General features: G+C 70.5%; 18 protein-coding genes. 1 reads left to right on the forward strand and 17 read right to left on the reverse strand.

Going from position 1 to position 21,050, the window contains the following annotated elements; translation table 11 throughout:
- Positions 1-51 precede the first annotated feature (51 nt).
- The 11 genes from hisIE to hisS form a co-directional block, all read right to left on the reverse strand.
- On the reverse strand, positions 52-741 hold the full coding sequence (gene hisIE, locus PSESU_RS09105) for a bifunctional phosphoribosyl-AMP cyclohydrolase/phosphoribosyl-ATP diphosphatase HisIE (RefSeq protein ID WP_013535483.1): 690 nt from the start codon (positions 739-741) through the stop codon (positions 52-54).
- Complete coding sequence (gene hisF / locus PSESU_RS09110) at positions 734-1,507, reverse strand: imidazole glycerol phosphate synthase subunit HisF (RefSeq protein ID WP_013535484.1); 774 nt, start codon at positions 1,505-1,507, stop codon at positions 734-736. Before hisF ends, hisIE begins: the two co-directional genes overlap by 8 nt.
- Positions 1,501-2,253: a 1-(5-phosphoribosyl)-5-[(5-phosphoribosylamino)methylideneamino]imidazole-4-carboxamide isomerase gene (gene hisA, locus PSESU_RS09115; protein ID WP_013535485.1), complete on the reverse strand. Its 753-nt coding sequence runs from the start codon at positions 2,251-2,253 to the stop codon at positions 1,501-1,503. Before hisA ends, hisF begins: the two co-directional genes overlap by 7 nt.
- Positions 2,253-2,864 (reverse strand): imidazole glycerol phosphate synthase subunit HisH, encoded by a 612-nt coding sequence (gene hisH, locus PSESU_RS09120; RefSeq protein ID WP_013535486.1) that lies wholly within the window; start codon positions 2,862-2,864, stop codon positions 2,253-2,255. Before hisH ends, hisA begins: the two co-directional genes overlap by 1 nt.
- On the reverse strand, positions 2,861-3,934 hold the full coding sequence (gene hisB, locus PSESU_RS09125; RefSeq protein WP_013535487.1) for a bifunctional histidinol-phosphatase/imidazoleglycerol-phosphate dehydratase HisB: 1,074 nt from the start codon (positions 3,932-3,934) through the stop codon (positions 2,861-2,863). Before hisB ends, hisH begins: the two co-directional genes overlap by 4 nt.
- The gene (gene hisC, locus PSESU_RS09130) at positions 3,931-5,016 is read right to left on the reverse strand and encodes a histidinol-phosphate transaminase (RefSeq protein WP_013535488.1); all 1,086 of its coding nucleotides are present in this window, start codon (positions 5,014-5,016) and stop codon (positions 3,931-3,933) included. The genes hisB and hisC overlap by 4 nt, the downstream gene beginning before the upstream one ends.
- Positions 5,013-6,347, reverse strand: coding sequence for a histidinol dehydrogenase (hisD, locus tag PSESU_RS09135; protein WP_013535489.1), 1,335 nt, complete (start codon positions 6,345-6,347; stop codon positions 5,013-5,015). The genes hisC and hisD overlap by 4 nt, the downstream gene beginning before the upstream one ends.
- A complete protein-coding gene (gene hisG / locus PSESU_RS09140) occupies positions 6,344-7,261 on the reverse strand; it encodes an ATP phosphoribosyltransferase (protein WP_013535490.1) in 918 nt (305 codons plus the stop codon). The genes hisD and hisG overlap by 4 nt, the downstream gene beginning before the upstream one ends.
- Positions 7,258-7,587: a YerC/YecD family TrpR-related protein gene (locus PSESU_RS09145; protein WP_013535491.1), complete on the reverse strand. Its 330-nt coding sequence runs from the start codon at positions 7,585-7,587 to the stop codon at positions 7,258-7,260. Before PSESU_RS09145 ends, hisG begins: the two co-directional genes overlap by 4 nt.
- Before the next feature lie 357 nt (positions 7,588-7,944).
- A complete protein-coding gene (locus PSESU_RS09150; RefSeq protein ID WP_013535492.1) occupies positions 7,945-9,837 on the reverse strand; it encodes an HAL/PAL/TAL family ammonia-lyase in 1,893 nt (630 codons plus the stop codon).
- 92 nt (positions 9,838-9,929) lie between these two features.
- Positions 9,930-11,342 (reverse strand): histidine--tRNA ligase, encoded by a 1,413-nt coding sequence (hisS, locus tag PSESU_RS09155; RefSeq protein WP_041764760.1) that lies wholly within the window; start codon positions 11,340-11,342, stop codon positions 9,930-9,932.
- Between the two features lie 126 nt (positions 11,343-11,468).
- Here hisS and PSESU_RS09160 point away from each other — a divergent pair, with 126 nt between their 5' ends.
- On the forward strand, positions 11,469-12,212 hold the full coding sequence (locus PSESU_RS09160; protein ID WP_013535494.1) for a Crp/Fnr family transcriptional regulator: 744 nt from the start codon (positions 11,469-11,471) through the stop codon (positions 12,210-12,212).
- Positions 12,213-12,527: 315 nt separating this feature from the next.
- Here the strand turns inward: PSESU_RS09160 and pnp are convergent, their stop codons facing one another.
- The 6 genes from pnp to nusA form a co-directional block, all read right to left on the reverse strand.
- On the reverse strand, positions 12,528-14,633 hold the full coding sequence (gene pnp, locus PSESU_RS09165; RefSeq protein ID WP_013535495.1) for a polyribonucleotide nucleotidyltransferase: 2,106 nt from the start codon (positions 14,631-14,633) through the stop codon (positions 12,528-12,530).
- A gap of 185 nt (positions 14,634-14,818) precedes the next feature.
- Entirely contained in the window at positions 14,819-15,079 is a 261-nt protein-coding gene (rpsO, locus tag PSESU_RS09170; RefSeq protein ID WP_013535496.1) for a 30S ribosomal protein S15, read from the reverse strand.
- A gap of 191 nt (positions 15,080-15,270) precedes the next feature.
- Complete coding sequence (gene truB / locus PSESU_RS09175) at positions 15,271-16,197, reverse strand: tRNA pseudouridine(55) synthase TruB (RefSeq protein ID WP_013535497.1); 927 nt, start codon at positions 16,195-16,197, stop codon at positions 15,271-15,273.
- A 73-nt stretch (positions 16,198-16,270) separates the two neighbouring features.
- A complete protein-coding gene (gene rbfA / locus PSESU_RS09180; protein ID WP_013535498.1) occupies positions 16,271-16,633 on the reverse strand; it encodes a 30S ribosome-binding factor RbfA in 363 nt (120 codons plus the stop codon).
- Between the two features lie 159 nt (positions 16,634-16,792).
- The gene (gene infB, locus PSESU_RS09185; RefSeq protein WP_013535499.1) at positions 16,793-19,402 is read right to left on the reverse strand and encodes a translation initiation factor IF-2; all 2,610 of its coding nucleotides are present in this window, start codon (positions 19,400-19,402) and stop codon (positions 16,793-16,795) included.
- Between the two features lie 133 nt (positions 19,403-19,535).
- Entirely contained in the window at positions 19,536-21,047 is a 1,512-nt protein-coding gene (gene nusA / locus PSESU_RS09190; protein ID WP_013535500.1) for a transcription termination factor NusA, read from the reverse strand.
- Positions 21,048-21,050: the final 3 nt, after the last annotated feature.

Genomic DNA, 21,050 nt, shown 5'->3' on the forward strand with positions numbered 1-21,050 from the left:
CCTTCGGGGAAAAGCCGGATTCTAGGCTACCGGCCGTGCGCGACGCAGTCGTCAGTGGCCAGTGCGCTCGGCGTGGCGTTCCTCGAGGACCGCCACCGCATCGGTCAGCGACAGGCGGCGCGCGTGCAGCAGCACGGTGGTGTGGTAAATCAGGTCGGCCACTTCGCCCAGCAGGTGTTCGTCGCTCTGGGCGACGCCGGCCAGCGCGGTCTCCACGCCCTCCTCGCCCACCTTCTGCGCGATCCGGCGCACGCCGGCCTCGAACAGCCTGGTTGTGTAGCTGCCTTCCGGACGCTCGCGCTCGCGCTGGGCGACCAGCGCGTCGAGCTTGGCGAGGAAGCCGATCTCGGGTTCGACCTTGCGCGGCACGGCGTCGGTGGCGTGCGGTGCCGCCTCGAAGCAGCTGGGCCGCTGCAGGTGGCAGGTCGGGCCGCGCGGACGCGCCAGCACAAGCAGCGCGTCGGAATCGCAGTCGGCCTGCACGTCGACCAGTTCCAGCACGTGGCCGGAGGTCTCGCCCTTGGTCCACAGGCGCTGCTTGCTGCGGCTGTAGAACGTCACCAGGCGGCGGGCCATCGTGGCCTGCAGCGCCTCGCGGTCCATGTAGCCGAGCATCAGTACGCGCAGGTTGTCCGCGTCCTGGACGATCACCGGCAGCAGGCCGCCGGACTTGTCCCAGTCCAGGCCCACGGGGAATACGCCGATGCGGCCTACCGCGCCGGCGCTGGAATCTTCAGACATCACGCACCTCGACCTGCCTTTGCCGCAGGTATCGCTTGAGTTCGGGAATGGCGATCGCGCCGCTGTGGAACACGCTGGCGGCCAGCGCGCCATCGACGTCGGCACGCTCGAAGGCCTCGGCGAAATGCTCCGGCGCGCCGGCGCCGCCGGACGCCACCAGGGGCACCCTGCACAGCGCCCGCGCCTGGCGCAGCTGGACGATGTCGTAGCCGCGGCGCACGCCGTCGCTGTCCATGCAGTTGAGCACGATCTCTCCGGCGCCCAGGCGCTGGGCCTCGACGATCCAGTCCAGCGTGCGCACGCCGACCGCGCGGGTCTTGCCCGGGTCGCCGGTATTGGTCCGCACCCGCCATTCGCCGTCGGCCTCGCGGATGGAGTCGATGCCGACCACCACGCACTGCACGCCGAAGGCATCGGCCAGTTCGGACACCAGCTGCGGGCGCTCCAGGGCCGGCGAGTTCACCGAGATCTTGTCCGCTCCGGCATGCAGCACCCGGCGCGCGGTTTCCACGTCGCGGATGCCGCCGGCCACGCAGAACGGGATGTCGATCAGGCGCGCCACGCGCTCGACCCAGGCATAGTCGACCGAGCGCCCTTCCGGGCTGGCACCGATGTCGTAGAACACCAGCTCGTCGGCGCCCTGGTCGCGGTAGCGCAGGGCCAGCTCGACGATGTCGCCCATGTCGACGTGGTCGCGGAAGCGCACGCCCTTGACCACGCGGCCGTCGCGCACGTCCAGGCAGGGAATGATGCGGCGGCTCAGCATGGCGCGGCCTCCTCGACGGCCAGCGCATCGCCCAGCTGCAGCCGCCCTTCCAGCAGCGCCCGACCGAGTACGGCGCCCGCGCAACCGGCCTGGCGTGCGCCGGCCACGTCGGCCGCGTCGCGCACGCCGCCGGAGGCCTGCACCGCCACGCCCGGTGCCAGGCCCGCAAGGTGCGCGTACAGCCCGAGGTTCGGGCCGGACAACATGCCGTCTCGGGCGATATCGGTGCACAGCAGGTGGCGCAGGCCGGCGGCGGCGAAGCGAGGCAGCAGCTCGTCCAGGGTGACGCCGGCGTTCTCGGTCCAGCCGTGCACCGGCAGCTGCCACGTGCCAGCCTCGTCCTGGCGGGTGTCCAGGGCCACGGTGATGCGATCGCCGCCGAACTCGGCAAGCCAGCCGATCACCGTCTCCGGCTGGCGCACGGAAAGCGAGCCGACCACCACCCGCGCGGCGCCGGCATCGAGGATCCGGGCGACGTCGTCGCGGCCACGCACGCCACCGCCGGTCTGCACCTGCAGGCCGGTGGTGCGGGCGATATCGCCCAGCAGCGGGGCCAGGGTGTAGCCGCCGGCCTTGGCGGCGTCCAGGTCGACCAGGTGCATCCAGCGCGCGCCGGCCTCGGCGAATGCCGCCGCGCGCGGCAGCGGATCGTCTCCGTACCGGGTCTCGCGCGCATAGTCGCCCTGGGCCAGGCGCACGACGCGCCCGCCACGGATGTCCAGCGCCGGGTAGACGGTGAATCCCATCAGAAATCCATCTCCAGGAAATTGCGGAGGATGCGCGCGCCGGTGGCGGCCGAACGCTCCGGATGGAACTGCGCGCCACAGCGCAGGCCGTCATGGACCACCGCGGTGAACAGGCTGCCGTGGTCCGTGGCGGCGACGGTGGCGGCGGTGATCGGCGCGGCGTAGCTGTGCACGAAGTAGGCCTTCGCGCCCTCCTCCACGCCGTCCAGCAGCGGCGAATCGCGCAGCTTGCGCAGCCCGTTCCAGCCCATGTGTGGCACGCGGATGCAGGTCAGCTGCGGCAGGTGGTGGACCACGCCTGGCAGCAGGCCCAGGCACTCGACGTCGCCCTCGTCCGAGCGCTCGTACAGCAGCTGCATGCCCAGGCATATGCCCATCAGCGGCGCCTGCAGGCGACGCAGTGGTTCGACCAGGCCCTGTGCGTGCAGGCGGCGCATGCCTTCGGGCGCGGCACCGACGCCGGGCAGGATCACCCGGTCGGCACGCTCCAGCCCGGACGCGCTGTCGACCACCTCGGGCTGCACGCCCAGGCGTTCCAGCGCGTAGCAGACCGAACCGAGGTTGGCGCCGCCGGCATCGATGACTACAACGCGTTTGCCGCCCGCGCTCACAGGACCCCCTTGGTCGACGGCAGGGCGTCGCCCTCGCGGCGGATGGCCTGGCGCAGTGCACGCGCCAGCGCCTTGAAGCTCGCCTCGATCTTGTGGTGGTCGTTGTCGCCACTCACGGTGATGTGCAGGTTCAGGCCCGCCGCGTCGCACAGCGAGCGGAAGAAGTGCGGCACCAGCTCGGTGGGCATGTCGCCGACGCGCTCGCGCACGAAGCTGCCCTCGTAGACCAGGTACGGGCGCCCGCTGAAATCCAGCGCCGCGCTGGCCTGGGTCTCGTCCATCGGCAAGGTGAAGCCGTAGCGGCCGATGCCGCGCTTGTCCCCCAGCGCCTCGCGCAGCGCCTGGCCCAGGGCCAGGGCGGTGTCCTCGATCGTGTGGTGCTCGTCGATGTGCAGGTCGCCCTCGGCCTCGATCTCCAGGGCGAAGCCGCCGTGCTTGCCGATCTGCTCCAGCATGTGGTCGTAGAACGGCAGGCCGGTGTGGATCTTCGGATCGGCCACGCGGTCCAGGTCGACGGCGACGCGGATCTTCGTTTCCTTCGTGTTGCGCTGGACCACGGCGCGCCGCGGCGCATCGGCCAGCTCGTGGGCGATGCCGGCCCAGTCCCACTCGCCGCCAAACTGCGGGGTCTTCAGCTGGAACGCGCGGATGCCGAGGTTGGCGGCGAACTCGTTGTCGGTCGGGCGGTCGCCGACCATGGCCGAGCGCTTCCAGTCGATCGAGCGGTCCTGGATATAGGGCAGGACCAGGCCGATGCCCGGCTTGCGGGTGGGCCTGTTCTCGTGCGGCCAGCTGCAGTCGATCAGCACGTCGCGGAAGCGGATGCCCTGGCTCTCGAACACCTGCATCATCAGCTGGTGCGGGCCGTCGAAGGTGTCCCGCGGATACTCGTCCGTGCCCAGGCCGTCCTGGTTGGAGACCATCACGAACTGGTAGCCGGCGTCGCGCAGCTTGAGCAGCGCCGGGATCACGCCGCTGACGAAGCGCAGCTTCTCGTAGGCGTCGATCTGGAAATCTTCCGGCTCCTCGATCAGGGTGCCGTCGCGGTCGATGAAAAGGATGGGGGTCATGCAGCGGCTTCCAGTGCGGCCAGCACGGCCAGCACGCGTTGGTTCTGTTCGGGGGTACCGATGGTGATGCGCAGCGCGTCACCGAGCCGGGGCGCGGCGCGCTGGTCGCGCACCACCACGCCGGCGGCCAGCAGGCCGTCGAACGCGGCCTGGGCATCGTCGAAGCGCACCAGCAGGTAGTTGCCGGAGGACGGATAGACCCGGCGCACGCCCGGCGCGGACGCCAGCGCAGCGGCCAGCCGCGCGCGCTCGCTGCGCACCACGGCCACCCGCTCGGCGGTGCGAGCCAGCGCCTCGGGCGACAGGCCGGCAATGGCCAGGTCGGCGCACGGCGTCGGGATCGGGTACGGCGCCTGGCAGGCACGCAGCACGCGGATCAGCGCAGGATCGGCGATGAGGGTGCCGATGCGCGCGGCAGCCAGCGCATGCGCCTTGGACAGGGTACGCAGCACGGCGATGTTGGCGTGCTCGCCGATCAGCGTGGTCGCCGAGGGCTGCCCGGAGAATTCGCCATAGGCCTCGTCCACCACCACCAGGGCCCGGCCCGCCAGGCGCCTGGCCAGCGCGGCGATGCCGTCGAGCGGCACGTCGCCGCCGGTGGGATTGGATGGACTGCACAGGAATACCAGCTTCGCAACGCCCTGCTCCGCCGCCCTGGCGACGGCCTCCAGATCCACGGTGAAGCCGGCCGCGCCATCAACCAGCGGCACTTCCAGCAGGCGCGCATCCTGCAGGCGGGCGCTGACCGCGTACATGCCGAACACCGGCGGCGTGGTCACGATCGCGTCGCGCCGCGGCACGCACAGCGCACGCACCAGCAGGTCGATGGCCTCGTCGCTGCCACGTCCCACCAGCACCTGCGCAGGCTCGCAGCCGTACAGCCGCGACAGCGCCTGCACCAGCGGTGCAGGCTGCGGATCCGGATAGCGCCGGCAGCTGCTGCCGGAATCGGCAGGATTGGCCCAGGGACTCTCGTTGGCGTTGAGCCAGATCTCGCCGTCCAGGGCGTGGCTGCGCGCCGAGCTGTAGCCACCGAAGCCGCGCAGGTCCTCGCGGACCAGCGACAGGAGATCACCGCTCATGCCGCCGCCCCCTTCAGGCGCAGGGCCACCGCATTGGCGTGGGCGTCGAGCTGTTCGGCGCGGGCCATGGTCACCGCGCACTCGCCGATGGCGAGGATGCCCTCGCGGCTGGCAGCCTGCACGCTGACGAAGTTCTGGAAGCTGGCCACGCTCACCCCGCTCCAGGCGCGCGCGGCGCCGTTGGTCGGCAGGACGTGGTTGGTACCGCTGCAGTAGTCGCCCAGCGCCTCCGGGGTCCAGTCGCCGAGGAATACCGAACCGGCCGCCTCGACCCGGTCCAGCCACTGCCGCGGTTCGCGCAGGGCCAGGATCAGGTGTTCGGGCGCATAGGTGTTGCTGATGGCGAAGGCCTCGTCGAGCGAATCGACCAGGACCAGGCGCGATGACGCCAGCGCCTTGCGCGCGATCTCTGCACGCGGCAGCGCTTCCAGCTGGCTCGCAAGCTCGGCCTCGACGCGGTCGATCAGGGCGGCGCTGTCGGACAGCAGCAGCACCTGCGAGTCGGGACCGTGCTCGGCCTGCGACAGCAGGTCCGAGGCCACGTAGGCCGGATCGGCGCCCTCGTCGGCGATCACCAGCACCTCGGAGGGACCGGCCGGCATGTCGATCGCCGCCGCGCCGCCCTGGGCGACCTGGCGCTTGGCCTCGTCCACGTAGCTGTTGCCGGGGCCGAAGATCTTGTCGACCTTGGGCACGCTGGCGGTACCGAAGGCCAGCGCGGCGATCGCCTGGGCGCCACCGAGCTTGAACACGCGGTCGACACCGGCCAGGCGCGCAGCCACCAGCACCGCCGGATCGGCGGTGCCATCGGCGCGCGGCGGCGTGCACAGCACCACCTGGCGGCAACCCGCCAGCGCGGCGGGCACGCAAAGCATCAGCGCGGTCGAGGGCAGCGGCGCGCTGCCCGCGGGGACGTACAGGCCCACGCGAGGCACCGGGCGGATGATGCGCTCGCAGACCACGCCCGGCGCGGTCTCGACGCTGTAGCCCTTGCCCATGCCGGCGCGGTGGAAGGCCTCGATGCGCGCGGCCGCATCGGCCATGGCCTGGCGCAGTTCCGGCGACACGGCGGCTTCGGCCGCGGCGAACTCCCCGGCGCTGACCTCGAAACGCTCGAGCTCAACCTTGTCGAAGCGCGCGGTCAGTTCGCGCAGGGCCTCGTCGCCACGGCTGCGCACGGCATCAAGCACGGCGGCCACGGCCTGGCGGGTGGCATCGGCCACCACCTGCACCGGACGGGTCAGCGCCCGGGTGCGGGCAGCCTCGTCCAGCGCGGACCACTGCAGCCGGTTCCATGCCGGCTGTGCGGATGTCTCCTGCACGGCGCTCATGCCAGCGACCTCTCCACGCCCAGGACCATCAGCTGGCGCGCACCGGCGCGTTCCAGCTCCTCCAGCTGCTGCCAGCTCACCGCACCCTCGCACATGGCCTGCAGGGCCAGCGAGCCATTGACAGACGGCAGCTGCACCAGCGGGCCGGCATCGGCCAGCAGCCGCTCCAGCGCCGGCAGCGCATCGCGGTCGGCGTTGAACATCAGCAGTTTGCGCTCGCGCACCTGCAGCACGCCATCCATGCGCCGCAGCAGCATCTGCGCCAGCGCGGCGCGGGCATCGTCGAAGCCGCCCGCCGGGCCGGCCAGCACGGCCTCGCTCTCGAGCAGGGTTTCCACCGGCTTGAGCTGGTTGGCCTTGAGGGTGGCACCGCTGGAGACCAGGTCGCAGATCAGCTCCGCCGTGCCCAGGCGCGGGGCGATCTCGACCGAGCCGGACAGCTCCACCACCTGGGCATCGATCTGCTGCTCCTGCAGCCAGCCGACGAGGATGGACGGATAGCTGGTGGCGATGCGCAGGCCCTTGCCGCGAAGCTGCTCCGGGCCGGTCCATTCCCAGTCCTCGGGCACGGCCAGCATCAGCCGGCACTGGCCGAAGCCCAGGGCGCGCAGCTCGCGGTATGCCTGCGGCAGGCCGATCTGCGCACGCGCGCCGGCCTGCTCGTCCAGTTCGTTGCGGCCCACCACGCCCAGGTCGCAGACACCGTCGGCGATCAGGCCGGGGATGTCGTCGTCGCGGACCAGCAGCAGGTCGACCGGAAGGGATTCGCCATAGCAGAACAGCTTGTCGCGGCTCTCGCGCCAGCTCAGGCCGCAGGCGGCCAGCAGCTTGCGGGCGGGCTCGGCGAGGCGGCCGCTCTTCTGGATGGCGATGCGGAGGCGGTCGCGGGTGGCCGCTCCAAGGGGGGGAGTCATGGTGTCGTTTCCGCGCTGGAGGTGGCGCTCCGGCCCAGGGCCAGTGCATAGCCGCCGGCACCGCGCTCCAGCGTGCGCGCGACCCGGCCAATGGTGGTGACGCTGACCCCGGTCAGCTCGTAGATCTCGCGATACGGCACGCCCCGGAGCAGCAGCGGCACCACCGCCCAGCGGTCGACCATCGCCTCCAGCTCGGCCGGCGTGCACAGGTCGCGCAGGAAGGCCGCGACCTCCTCGCCGGTCTGCAGCGAGGCGATGGCGTCGGCCAGTACCTGCAGCGCCTGGTCGGAGGGACGCGCGGAAGCGGGGGTGGGACGGGGCTTCATCACGTATCAATGTATTAGCGTGCTAATACATTACGCCGCGACGCAGCATCGGTCAACATCCCGTCCTGCCCGGGAGGCCGCCTTTGCCGGGTTGTTCAGCGTCGGCACTATCGGTGGGGCAGGACTGGGCAGTCATCCATCCGATTGCGGGCGCACGGCCCGGCCACACCTGCTCTCCCGCCGGCGTCGCCCATACGCCTGGGCTGGGCGGTGCCGGCACGGCGATCCCGGCCGTGCGACCTCCCACTTATCCCCGTCCGACAGCCACCCCGGACCTGCCCCCGTGCCGGTCCCGACCCGGGGCCACTGCCGCGCGCAAAGCCAACGTGGCGGGGCGCTGGCGCCCTACTCCGGCAGTCAGGCCTGCGGCAGCGCTTCCAGCAGTGCGCCGGAGGCGACCAGCTCGACCATGGTGGCGACCTCGCCGTCCATCGCGCGGTCGCGGTCCAGGAATGGCACCGCCTCGCGGATGCGCAAATGCGCACGCGCCACTGCCTCGCCGGGATGGAACGCATCCGCCGCGGCCAGCTGCGCACGCAGTTCCTCGACCTCGGCCAGGAAACGCTCGCGCACGGGCGCATCCGGCGCCGGCCCGCCCTGCACCTTGCCCGCCAGCGCCTGCGCATCGGCGCGACGCGCCAGGGCACGGGCGGCGTTGATCATGTCGCGGCGCAGGTCCAGCGCCTGGGCGGCGGTGTACAGCTCCAGCGCCAGCACCTTGCCCAGGTCCTCGACCATGGCCAGCACGTGGCGCGCCTCGTTGGCGCCCATGGACACGTGGTCCTCGGCATTGGCGCTGGTCGGCACCGAATACACCGAGGCCGGGTGTGCGCGGCTGGCCAGGTCGTTGACGATGGCCGCGGCGGTGTACTGCACGATCATGTGGCCGGACTCGGTGCCGTCCTCGTTGCCGATCAGGAACGCCGGCAGGCCGTCGTTGGTGGCCGGATCGACCAGCTTGTTGAGCCGGCGCTCGGAGATCGAGGCCAGGGTCGGGATCGACGCCTTGAGGTAGCTCAGCACCAGCGCCAGCGGCATGCCGTGGAAGTGGCCGGCGGAAATCACCTGCTCCTCCACGTGCGCCGCGTCGACCTTGTCCGGGAACACCAGCGGGTTGTCGGTCACCGCGTTGAGCTCGACCTCCAGCACGCGCGCGGCCTGGGCCGCGGCGTCGCGCACCGCGCCATGCACCTGCGGGATGCAGCGCAGCGAGTAGCTGTCCTGCGGCTGGTGCTTCTTGCCGCCACGGAACGGCAGGAAGCGCTGGTAGAACTTCTCGCGGCCATGGCGCTGGTCGGCCGGCACCCAGTCCCAGCCGATGTCGAAGCGCAGCTCGCGCGATTCCGCGGTGTCCCAGCTGGAGGGCAGCCACGGCCGGAACCGCGGCACCAGGTGGTACGGGATGTCGGCCAGCGTCGAACCCGACAGCAGCCGGCGCAGGTTGGCCGCGACCCGGACCTGGCCCGGATGCGGCCGCAGCGCGTGCACCTCTTCGGCGAACGCGCCCAGGCGCCCGGCGAAGGCGTCGATGGTCATGGCCGCGGCCAGGTCGGCCGTATCGAGCATCTGCTCCAGGCGGTGCAGCGCGAGCACGCCCATGGCCAGCATCTGCGCGGTGCCGTTGTTCAGCGCGAGGCCTTCCTTGTAGGACAGCGATACCGGCTCCAGGCCGGCACGACGCAACGCCTCGGCACCGGGCAAGCGCTGGCCGTCGAGGAAGGCTTCGCCCCCGCCCAGCAGGACGATCGCCAGGTGCGACAGCGGCGCCAGGTCGCCGGAGGCGCCGACCGAACCCAGCTGCGGCACCACCGGCACGATGCCGGCGTTGAGCAGCACGGCGAGCGCCTCCAGGGTCTGCACCCGGATTCCCGAATGCCCCTTCAGCAGGGTGTTGATGCGGATGCACAGCATCGCCCGCACCACGTCGGCGGCCATCGGCTCGCCCACGCACACGGCATGGGTCACGATCAGGTTGCGCTGCAGCTCCTCGTGCAGCGAACGCCGCGACGGCACCGCGCCAGGCAGCTCGTCACGCAGCGGATGCGCGCCCAGCAGCTTGTCGGCATTGCTGCCGAAGCCGGTGGACACGCCGTAGATCGGCTCCTCGCGGCGCACCTGCTCGGCGAGGAAGTCGGCCGCGCGCGCCACCGCCTCCAGGGCGCCGGGATCCAGCGCGACCTTCGCGCCTTGGGCCACGGCGACCAGCTGGTCGCGGGTCAGGGATTGCCCGTCGAGACGGATCGTCGTCATGCGCCTGCCTGTTGCGTTATGCGGAACGGAAGGCGCCGGCGTGCCCGGCGCCGGGAGCACCGGCCCGCGCGAGGGCGGGCCGGGCGGATGGATCAGCGGCCCGCCAGGGCGCGGGCCTGTTCCAGTTCGACCTTCAGGGTCTCGGCCAGTTCGCCGCGCGGCACGTCGAACTGCTGCTCGCGCACCAGGTCCTTGACCGCGACCACGCCACGCTCCAGCTCGTCCGGGCCGGCCAGCACCACGAAACGGATGCCGGCACGCGAGGCGTACTGGAACTGCTTGCCGATCTTGCGCGGCTCCATCTGCACTTCGGTGTTGATGCCACCCAGGCGCAGGTGGCGGGCGATGTCCAGGGCGTCGGCCAGCTGGTTCTCGTCCATCAGCGCGACCATGGCCTGGACGCTGCTCTCGGCGATGCCCTCGATCAGGCCAGCCTCGCGCAGCTGCCAGAACAGCCGGGTCAGGCCGATGGAGATGCCCACGCCCGGCAGTTTCGACTTGGTGTAGTGGCTGGCCAGGTCCTCGTAGCGGCCACCGGAGCAGATCGAACCGATGCCCGGGTGCTCGACCAGCTGGGTCTCGTAGACCGTGCCGGTGTAGTAGTCCAGGCCGCGGGCGATGGAGAAGTTCAGGCAGTAGGCGGATTCCGGCACGCCCAGCGCACGCACCAGCTCCAGCACCTCGCGCAGCTCGGCGGCGCCGGCGCGCAGCACGTCGCTGGCGTTGTCGCCGGCCTCGGCCAGCACGTCGTCGATCTTCGCCAGCGCATCGGCGTGCGAGGTCGAACGCACCTCCACGAAGGCCAGGATGCGGTCCACGGCCACTGCCGGCAGGCCGAAGTCCGGACCGGCCAGGGTCTCGCGCACGTATTGGGGGCCGCGCTTGTCGATCTTGTCGACCTCGCGCAGGACCAGCGCCTGCTGCTGCGGGTCGGCTACGCCCTGGGCCTCGAAGAAGCCGCGCATGAGCTTGCGGTTGTTGAGCTGCACGCGGAACGCGCCGATGCCCAGCTCGGAGAACACCGAGTGGATCACCGCCAGCACTTCGGCGTCATAGCGGATGGACAGGGTGTCCTTGCCGATGACGTCGATGTCGCACTGGTAGAACTCGCGGAAGCGGCCGCGCTGGGCGCGCTCGCCGCGGTACACGCGCTGCATCTGGTAGCGGCGGAACGGGAAGCTCAGCTCGTGCTCGTGCTCGGCCACGTAGCGCGCCAGCGGCACGGTCAGGTCGAAGCGCAACGCCATCTCCGGCAGGCCGCCGGCCGCGCCCTCGGCGGCGGCGTTGGCCAGCGCACCGGTGGACTGCACGAAATACACCTGCCGCTCGGTCTCGCCGCCGGACTTGGTCAGCAGCACGTCGGACAGTTCGAACACCGGCGTTTCCACCGGCAGGAAGCCGAAGCGTTCGTAGTTGCGACGGATGACGTCGAGCATGCGCTGGAAGGCGATCTGCTCGCGCGGCAGCAGCTCCATGACGCCGGCCGGGGTACGGGGCCTGATCAAGCGGAAAAACTCCTGTGCCATGGGCACGGACGGGATGCAGGATTCTACCGTGTCGGCACCGCGCTCCGGCACCGGGGGGCGCGCCGGAGGGGTACAATACGCAGCATCCTGCCCAGTGTGCCCGACATGGCTTGGCCCCCGTTCGACAGTCCCTGCCTGACCCCGCCGCCCGACCAGGCGGGACCGCTGGGGCCGTGCGCGCACTGCCAGGTGCGCCACCTGGCCGTCTGCTCGGTTCTGAGCCACGAGGAAATGCACGCCCTCGACGCCGAGGCCAGCAGCCAGCTGCTCGGCCCCGGCGCGGTGCTGGCCCGCCAGGGCGATGCGCGCAAGCACGTCTTCACCGTGGTCCGCGGCGCCCTGCGCATGGTGCGCCTGGCCGCCGACGGTCGCCGCCAGGTGGCCGGCTTCGCCCTGCCGGGCGACTTCGTCGGCCTGAGCGGCTCGCCGACCTACCGCCACGACGTCGAGGCCCTCGGCGAGACCGAGCTGTGCCGCTTCGGCACCGATGCCATGCAGCGCCTGGGCACGCAGTACCCGCAGCTGCGCGACAAGCTGCTGGAGCGCGCCTGCGTGGAGCTGGATTCGGCGCGCGACCAGATGATGGCCCTGGCGCGCATGAACCCGATCGAGCGCATGGCCGACTTCCTGCTCAAGCTGTCCGCACGCGAGGCCCGCGCCGGCAACACCGGCCCGATGGTGGCGCTGCCGATGCCCCGCGCCGACATCGCCGACCACCTCGGCCTGACCGTCGAGACCGTGAGCCGCTGCCTCAGCACCCTGCGCAGCAAGGGCCTGATCGCGGTGCCCGAAACCTACCGGATCGAGATCCTGGACTTCCGCGGCCTCGAGGCGCTGCGCGCCGACTGATCCGGCCGACCCTGCGCCTCGCGCTTCGCGTCGGCGCCCTGCCCCAACCCGGACGACCCGACCCAGACGACCGAGGGTGCGGCAACCGCGCCCGGCAAGCCTGTGCGGGTGGCTGGCGATCCTGCACACACCTCAGGCCAGTCGCGGCACCCGCCCGCACCCGCTACGTCCGATCGCTACCCACGGCACCCGGCGCGGCCACCGGGAGTGTCGTCGTACGCGCTCACAAAGGACCTGGCTGGATCACCAAGCCCCACAAACGCAAAGAGCGGGCCGAAGCCCGCTCCCTGCTGGTTCCAGCGATGGCCGTGCGGATTACTCCGTCACGCCCTCGCCCTCCTCGACGGCCTTGATCGACAGGCGGATACGGCCCTGCTTGTCGACTTCCAGCACCTTGACCTTGACCACGTCGCCTTCCTTGAGCTTGTCGGAGACCTTCTCCACGCGCTCGCTGGAGATCTGCGAGACGTGGACCAGGCCGTCCTTGCCCGGCAGGATGGTCACGAACGCGCCGAAGTCCATGATCTTGGCGACCTTGCCCTCGTAGATCCGGCCCGGCTCGACGTCCGAGGTGATCTGCTCGATGCGGGCCTTGGCGGCCTGGGCAGCGGCGGCGTTGACCGAAGCGATGACGATGGTGCCGTCGTCCTGGATGTCGATCTGGGTGCCGGTTTCCTTGGTGATGCCCTGGATGGTGGCACCGCCCTTGCCGATCACCTCGCGGATCTTGTCCGGGTGGATCTTGATGGTCAGCAGGCGCGGGGCGTACTCGGACAGTTCCGCACGCGGGGCGGTCAGGGCCTTGGCCATCTCGCCGAGGATGTGCAGTCGGCCGGCCTTCGCCTGCTCCAGCGCCTGCTTCATGATCTCCTCGGTGATGCCCTCGATCTTGATGTCCATCTGCAGGGCGGACACGCCGTCGGCGGTGCCGGCGACCTTGAAGTCCATGTCGCCCAGGTGGTCTTCGTCACCCAGGATGTCGGACAGCACGACGAAGCGGTCGTCTTCCTTCACCAGGCCCATGGCGATGCCCGCCACCGGGGCCTTCACCGGCACGCCGGCATCCATCAGCGCCAGCGAGCTGCCGCAGACCGAAGCCATCGACGAGGAGCCGTTGGACTCGGTGATCTCCGAGACCACGCGCACGGTGTACGGGAACTCCTCGATGCTCGGCATCACCGCCAGCACGCCGCGCTTGGCGAGGCGGCCGTGGCCGATCTCGCGGCGCTTCGGCGCGCCGAAGCGGCCGCACTCACCCACCGAGTACGGGGGGAAGTTGTAGTGGAACAGGAAGTTTTCCTTGTACTCACCGGAGACGGCATCGATGATCTGGCCGTCGCGGGTGGTGCCCAGGGTGGTGACCACGATGGCCTGGGTCTCGCCGCGGGTGAACATCGCCGAGCCGTGGGTACGCGGCAGCACGCCGGTCTTCACGCTGATCGGGCGGACGGTGTCCAGGGCGCGGCCGTCGATGCGGACCTTGGTGTCCAGGACCGAGTCGCGCATGGTGCGGTACTCGAGCTCGCCGAACTCCTTGCCCAGCTCGGCCGGGTTCCAGCCCTCGGCGGCGACGCGGCCGGCCAGCTGCTCGGCGACGTCCTTCTTGATCGCGGCGATGGCGTCGCGGCGCTCCAGCTTGTCGCGGATCTGGAAGGCATCGGCCAGGCGGTTGCCCACGGCCTCCTTCAGCGCGGCGATCAGGGCCTCGTTCTTGGCCGGGGCGACCCACTGGCTCGGCTTGGTGCCGGCTTCGGCGACCAGCTCGTTGATGGCGTTGATGACCTTCTGCATCTCGCGATGGCCGAAGGTGACCGCGCCCAGCATCACTTCCTCGCTCAGCAGCGCGGCCTCGGACTCGACCATCAGCACGGCGTTGGCGGTACCGGCGACGACCAGCTCCAGCTTGGACTCGGCCAGCTCGGAGGCGGACGGGTTGAGGATGTACTGGCCATCCTTGTAGCCGACCTTGGCGGCGCCGATCGGGCCCTTGAACGGGGTGCCGGCCAGCGACAGGGCGGCCGAGGCACCGATCAGGGCCGGGATGTCACCGTCGATTTCCGGGTTCAGCGACATCACCGTGGCGATGATCTGGACCTCGTTCTTGTAGTCCTCCGGGAACAGCGGACGGATCGGACGGTCGATCAGGCGCGAAATCAGCGTTTCCTTCTCGGTCGGGCGACCCTCGCGCTTGAAGAAGCCGCCGGGGATACGGCCGCCGGCGTAGAACTTCTCCTGGTAATCCACGGTGAGCGGGAAGAAGTCCTGGCCTTCACGCGCGCTCTTGGCGGCGACGGCGGTGACCAGCAGTACGGTGTCGTCCATCTTGACGATCACGGAGCCGCTCGCCTGGCGGGCGACTTCGCCCGTCTCCAGGGTCACGGTGTGCTTGCCGTACTGGAAGGTTTTGGTGATTTTTGCCACGTCGGTTCCTTGGGGATCTTGCTTGCGATTGACCGGTGACGGCCCTTGCCGGCAACGGGTGGCCGGAGAAGCCCGGCCGCTTGCGGGTGTTGCGCCCCGGTTGCCCGGGAAGGAGCGCCGACGGTGGATTGCCGGGGCCCAAATGCAAACCGCGGCGCATCTCTGCGCCGCGGCGGGGGGTTACGTCAGCGACGCAGGCCAAGCTTCTCGATCAGGGCCTTGTAGCGCTCGTTGTCCTTGCGCTTGAGGTAGTCGAGGAGGCTGCGGCGGCGATTGACCAGCTGCAGCAGGCCGCGGCGGCTGTGGTGATCCTTCTTGTGGATCTTGAAGTGCTCGGTCAGCTGCTCGATGCGGGCGGTCAGCAGGGCGACCTGGACTTCCGGCGAGCCGGTGTCGTTGGTGCCGCGCGCGTTGTCGGCGATGACTTTCTGGGTGTCGATGGACATTCGATGTTTTCTCTTGGATGCGAGGCTGGCAGGAACGCGCTGGTGCGCACCGCCTGGCCCGCCGCTTGCGGAAGGTCCGCCCCTGGAACCGGCGGAAAGTGATGCCCGAAAAAGGCGCGCGAATTGTACCCCCGGGCGCGGGGCCGGACAAGGCGAATCCATGGCGCGGAGGCCGCGGACAGTGACGCCGGTCAGGAAGCCGCGGCGTACCTGAACAGGCGTTGCGGCGACAGGCGGCCGCCGTCCTCCACCTTCGCCAGGCCAAGGGCGCGACCCTCCGGGCCATACACCGCCACCGGATCGCCCGCCGTCCAAGGGCCGGCCAGGCGCTGGCCCTGGCCCAGGCGCGCGGCCTGCGCCGCGTCCAGTTCGACCCGGGGGAACCCGGCCAGGCCTGCCTCCAGCGGCAGCAGGCAGGCCTCCAGCGCGGCCTCCCCGCCGTCGTCGGCGATGGCCTGCAACTGCTCCAGCGTGTACATCGCCGGTTGGGTGAAAGGCTCGACCCACAGCCGGCGCAGGCTGGCGATATGCGCGCCGCATCCCAGCGCCTCGCCCAGGTCGCGGGCGATGCTGCGGATGTAGGTGCCCGAGCCGCAGGTCACGCGGATGTCCAGGCGCGGCGACGCCAGCGACAGCAGCTCGATGGCGTGGACCTGCACCTCGCGGACCGGGGCCTCGATCGCCTCGCCGCGGCGGGCGCGGGCGTACAGCGGCTCGCCGCCCTGCTTGAGCGCCGAGTACACCGGCGCACGCTGCTGCAGCCTGCCGACGAAGCCGGCCAGCGCGCCCACGACGGCGGCATGGTCCAGCCCGGGAACGGGCCGCTCGCGCAGCACCTGGCCGTCGGCGTCGTCGGTATCGGTGGTGGCGCCAAGCACGATGCCGGCCTCGTAGGCCTTGTCCGAGCCGAGCAGCAGGCCGGCCAGCTTGGTGGCCTCGCCGAAGCACAGCGGCAGCAGGCCGGTGGCCAGCGGATCCAGGCTGCCGGTATGGCCGCCCTTCTCGGCGCGGAACAGGCGGCGGGCCGCCTGCAGGGCGGCGTTGGAACTCATGCCCGCAGGCTTGTCCAGCAGCAGGATGCCGTCGAGCGGGCGGAACTTGGTCCTGGGGCGGTTCATCGTCGACATTGCGTCCAGCGGCGTCGGGGAGCCGGCAACACCGGCTTGCCCGGACGGCTTCCGGCGGGTGGACTCACTCGTCCGCGGGCGCCGGCGGGTTTGCCTTCAGCAGCGTCTCGATGCGCTCGCCGCGGTCGACCGAATCGTCGTAATGGAAGTGCAGTTCCGGCACGTGGCGCATCTTGACCCGGCGCGCCAGTTCCATGCGCAGCTGGTAGGCCAGCTCCTTCAGCGCCTTGACCGCCTCGGTCGAACGCTCCGGCATCAGCGCGGTCACGAACACCTTGGCGTGGGCCAGGTCGCGGGTGACCTCCACGTCGGACACGCTCACCGACGGCAGCCCGTGCTCGCGCACGGCCTCGTGCACCAGGGTGCCCAGTTCGCGGCGCAGCTGCGCCGAGACGCGGTCGGTTCGATGGAAGGATTTGGTCGCCATGTGCTGGTTCCTTGCCGGGCCTGGCCCGGTCTTGCCTTGCGGGCCCTGCCCGCTACCGCGGACCACCGGTGGCGGTCCGGAAACGGCGGGACGGCCGCGAGGGCCGTCCCGTCGTCGCGGGCGCCGGCAAGGCCCTCATGGCCGCCGGCGCCGCGCAGGTCACAGCGTGCGCTGGACCTCGATGCGCTCGAAGCACTCGATCTGGTCGCCCGGCTTGACGTCGTTGTACTCCTTGACGCCGATGCCGCACTCCGTGCCGTTGCGCACTTCCTCCACGTTCTCCTTGAAGCGGCGCAGCGATTCCAGCTCGCCCTCGAAGATGACCGTGTTGTCGCGCAGGACGCGGATCGGCTTGTTCCGCTTGACCACACCCTCCACCACCATGCAGCCGGCGACGGCGCCGAACTTGGAGCTGCGGAAGACGTCGCGGACCTCGGCGGTACCGATGATCTCCTCGCGGATCTCCACGCCCAGCAGGCCGGAAGCAACCTGCTTCACCTGGTCGATCACGTCATAGATGATCGAGAAGTAGCGCAGGTCGACGCCGTTGGCCTCGATGATCTTGCGGGCCGAGGCATCGGCGCGGACGTTGAAGCCGATCACGGTGGCCTTGGTGGTCACGGCGACGTTGGCGTCCGACTCGGTGATGCCGCCCACGCCGGAGCTGATGACGTTGATCCGGATCTCGTCGTTGGACAGCGCGGTGAGCGACTGCTTGAGCGCCTCCACCGAGCCCTGGACGTCGGCCTTGACCAGCAGGTTGAGGACCTGTTGGCCCTCGCCCTTGCCCATCTGGGCCATGATGTCTTCCATGCGGTTGCCCGCGGCCTGGACCAGGCGCGACTCGCGGCGCTTGGCGTCGCGCTGCTGCGCCACGTCCTTGGCCAGGCGCTCGTCCTTGACCACCACGAAGTCGTCGCCGGCATCCGGCACGCCGGACAGGCCCAGGACCTGCACCGGGATCGAGGGGCCGGCGGAGTTCGGCTGGCCGCCAGTCTCGTCGAACAGGGCGCGGACGCGGCCGTAATGCACGCCGCAGACCAGGTAGTCGCCCTTCTTGAGCATGCCCTGCTGGACCAGCACGGTCGCGACCGGGCCACGGCCCTTGTCCAGCGCCGATTCGATGACCACGCCGCTGGCGGTGCCTTCCGGCACGGCCTTCAGCTCGAGCACCTCGGACTGCAGGATGATCGCGTCGAGCAGGTCGTCCACGCCCAGGCCGGTCTTGGCCGACAGCTCCACCATCTGGGTGTCGCCGCCGAACTCCTCGGCCACGACCTGCTCGTTGAGCAGCTCGTTCTTGACCCGCGACGGGTCGGCGCTGGACTTGTCGATCTTGTTGATCGCCACGATCAGCGGCACGCCGGCCGCCTTCGCGTGCTGGATCGCTTCCTTGGTCTGCGGCATGACGCCGTCGTCGGCCGCCACCACCAGGACCACGATGTCGGTGATCTTGGCGCCGCGGGCACGCATCGAGGTGAACGCGGCGTGGCCGGGGGTATCCAGGAAGCTGATGACGCCCTTGGGCGTTTCGACGTGGTAGGCGCCGATGTGCTGGGTGATGCCACCGGCCTCGCCAGTCGCAACCTTGGTGCGGCGGATGTAGTCCAGCAGCGAGGTCTTGCCGTGGTCGACGTGGCCCATGATGGTGACCACCGGCGGACGCGGGGCGAGGTCGCCCTGCGCACGCTCGACGTGGGCCATCAGCTCGGTCTCGGCGTCGTCGCTGTCGGCGCGCACCGGCTTGTGGCCGAGTTCCTCGGTCACCAGCGCGGCGGTGTCGTGGTCGATGGTCTGGGTGATGGTGGCCATCACGCCCATCTTGAACAGCGCCTTGACCACGTCGCCGCCCTTGAGCGCGAGCTTCTGCGCCAGGTCGGCCACGGTGATCGAATCGCCGATGGCAACCTCGCGCACGACCGGGGCGGTCGGACGCTCGAAGCCGCCGACGCCACCATTGCTGTTGCTGCCGCCACGGCTGTCCTGGCGGCGCTGCGGCTTGCCGCGGCCACCCGGACGGGAGGCGCTGGAGCGGCGCGCACGGTCGGCGGCCGACAGGTGCAGCTGGCCGGCGAAGCGGTTGGGCGAATCGTCGTCGTCGCCGTGGCCGCCACGGCCCTTGTGCTTGGGAGCACTACGGCTGTCGTCGGCACGGGCGGCCGGACGCGCCGGGCGCGGAGCGACCGGTGCGGCGGGGGTGTCGGTATCCGGGCCCGCGACGGCGGCGCGGGCGGCGTCCTCGGCGGCCTTGCGCTCGGCTTCCAGGCGCTTGCGCTCGGCTTCCTCTTCCTGGCGCTTGCGCTCGGCGTCCTCGGCGCGCTGGCGGTCGATCTCGGCCAGGCGCTGCTGCTCGGCGAGGTTGCGCTGGCGGGATTCCTCCAGCTTGCGCAGGACCTCGGCGCGCTCGTCGTCCACCGGACCGGCGGGGGCACCGCTATCGGGGGCGGCGTCGGCCTTGTTGATGTAGGTGCGCTTCTGGCGGACCTCGACGGCGACGGTGGTCTTGCTGCGGCCACCGCCGACGGTCAGTTCCTGCACCTTGCGCCGGGCCAGGGTGATCTTCTTTGGCGCAGCGATCTCCTCGGCAGGAGCCGCGCCCTTGCCGTGGGTACGGCGCAGGAAGCCGAGAAGCTTGATCTTCTCGGCGCTGGTCACGACCTGGTCAGGGCCACTGAACTTCATGCCGGCCTCGGCCAGCTGCTCCAGCAGCTTCTCGACCGGGGTGTTGACCAGCTCGGCGAGCTTGCGAATGGTGGTTTGCTGCGACATTCGGATCCTATGCTCTGTTTGGCGCCCCCTCGCCAGAAAGAGCAAGGGAAACGCGGATTCTAAGCCCTGGCGGGTGCAGGGCGGCGTTCATCGCCGGCTCATGCCAGGCGCTCCGGACGGTTGCGCATGGCGATCATCCACCACGCTCCAGGCGGGCGATCTCCTCGGCGCGGGCGGCCAGGATGAGCGCCGCGGCGCGGGTCTCGTCCAGGCCCTCGATGCCGAACTCGACCACCTCGTCGGCAGCCAGGTCGGACAGGTCCTCGGAGGTGCGGACGCCGTGGGCGGCCAGGGCGAAGGCAGTGTCCTCGTCCATGCCTTCCAGCGCCAGCAGGTCCTCGGCCGGGCCCTCCTCGCCCATTTGCTCCTCGACCGCCAGGGCGTCGTTGAGCAGGGCGTCGCGGGCACGGGCGCGCAGTTCCTCGACGATGTCCTCGTCGAAGCCCTCCACCGCCAGCAGCTCGCCGACCGGCACGTAGGCGATTTCCTCGACCGTGCTGAAGCCCTCGGACACCAGGATGCCCGCGATCTCCTCGTCGACTTCCAGCTTGTCCATGAACAGCTGGCGGGCGACGGCCTGCTCGGCCTCGGACTTGGCGGCGACCTGGTCCTGGGTCATGACGTTGAGCTGCCAGCCGGTCAGGCGGCTGGCCAGGCGCACGTTCTGGCCGCCCTTGCCGATGGCCTGGGCCAGGCGGTCCTCGGCCACGGCCAGGTCCATCGAGTGCTTCTCTTCGTCGACGATGATCGACTGCACCTCGGCCGGCGCCATCGCGTTGATGACGAAGTTGGCCGGGTTCTCGTTCCACAGGACGATGTCCACGCGCTCGCCATTGAGCTCGTTGCTCACGGCCTGCACGCGCGAACCGCGCATGCCGATGCAGGCGCCGATCGGATCGGTGCGGTTGTCGTGCGCGATCACGGCGATCTTGGCGCGGTCGCCCGGATCGCGGGCGCAGGCCTTGATCTCGACCAGGCCCTGGCCGACTTCCGGCACCTCGAGCTTGAACAGCTCGATCATGAACTCCGGCGCGGCGCGGCTGATGAACAGCTGCGGGCCGCGGGGTTCGCTGCGGACCTCGTACAGGTAGCCGCGGACGCGGTCGCCGGCGCGCAGCACGTCGCGCGGGATGCCCTTGTCCTTCGGGATAAAGGCTTCGGCATTGCCACCCAGGTCCACGTAGATGTTGCCGCGCTCGACGCGCTTGACCACGCCGGTGACCAGCTCGCCCACGCGGTCCTTCCACGCGTCCACGACCTGCTGGCGCTCGGCCTCGCGCACGCGCTGGACGATGACCTGCTTGGCGGCCTGGGCGGCGATACGGCCGAACTCGGGGTTCTCGATCTGCTCTTCGATGTAGTCGCCGACCTCGACGCCGTCGGCCTCGTCGACCGCGTCCATCAGGCGGATCTGGCGGTCCGGCGATTCCATCACCACGTCGTCGGCCACCACTTCCCAGCGGCGGAAGGTCTCGTAGCTGCCGTCCTTGCGGTCGATCGCGACGCGGGTCACCACGTCCTGGTCGACATAGCGCTTCTTCGCGGCCGAAGCCAGGGCGGCTTCCAGCGCCTCGAAGATCACTTCGCGCGGCACGCCCTTCTCGTTGGCGACCGCGTCAACTACCAGCAGAAGTTCCTTGCTCATCTG

It is taken from the genome of Pseudoxanthomonas suwonensis 11-1 (assembly GCF_000185965.1).
Lineage (GTDB): Bacteria > Pseudomonadota > Gammaproteobacteria > Xanthomonadales > Xanthomonadaceae > Pseudoxanthomonas > Pseudoxanthomonas suwonensis_A.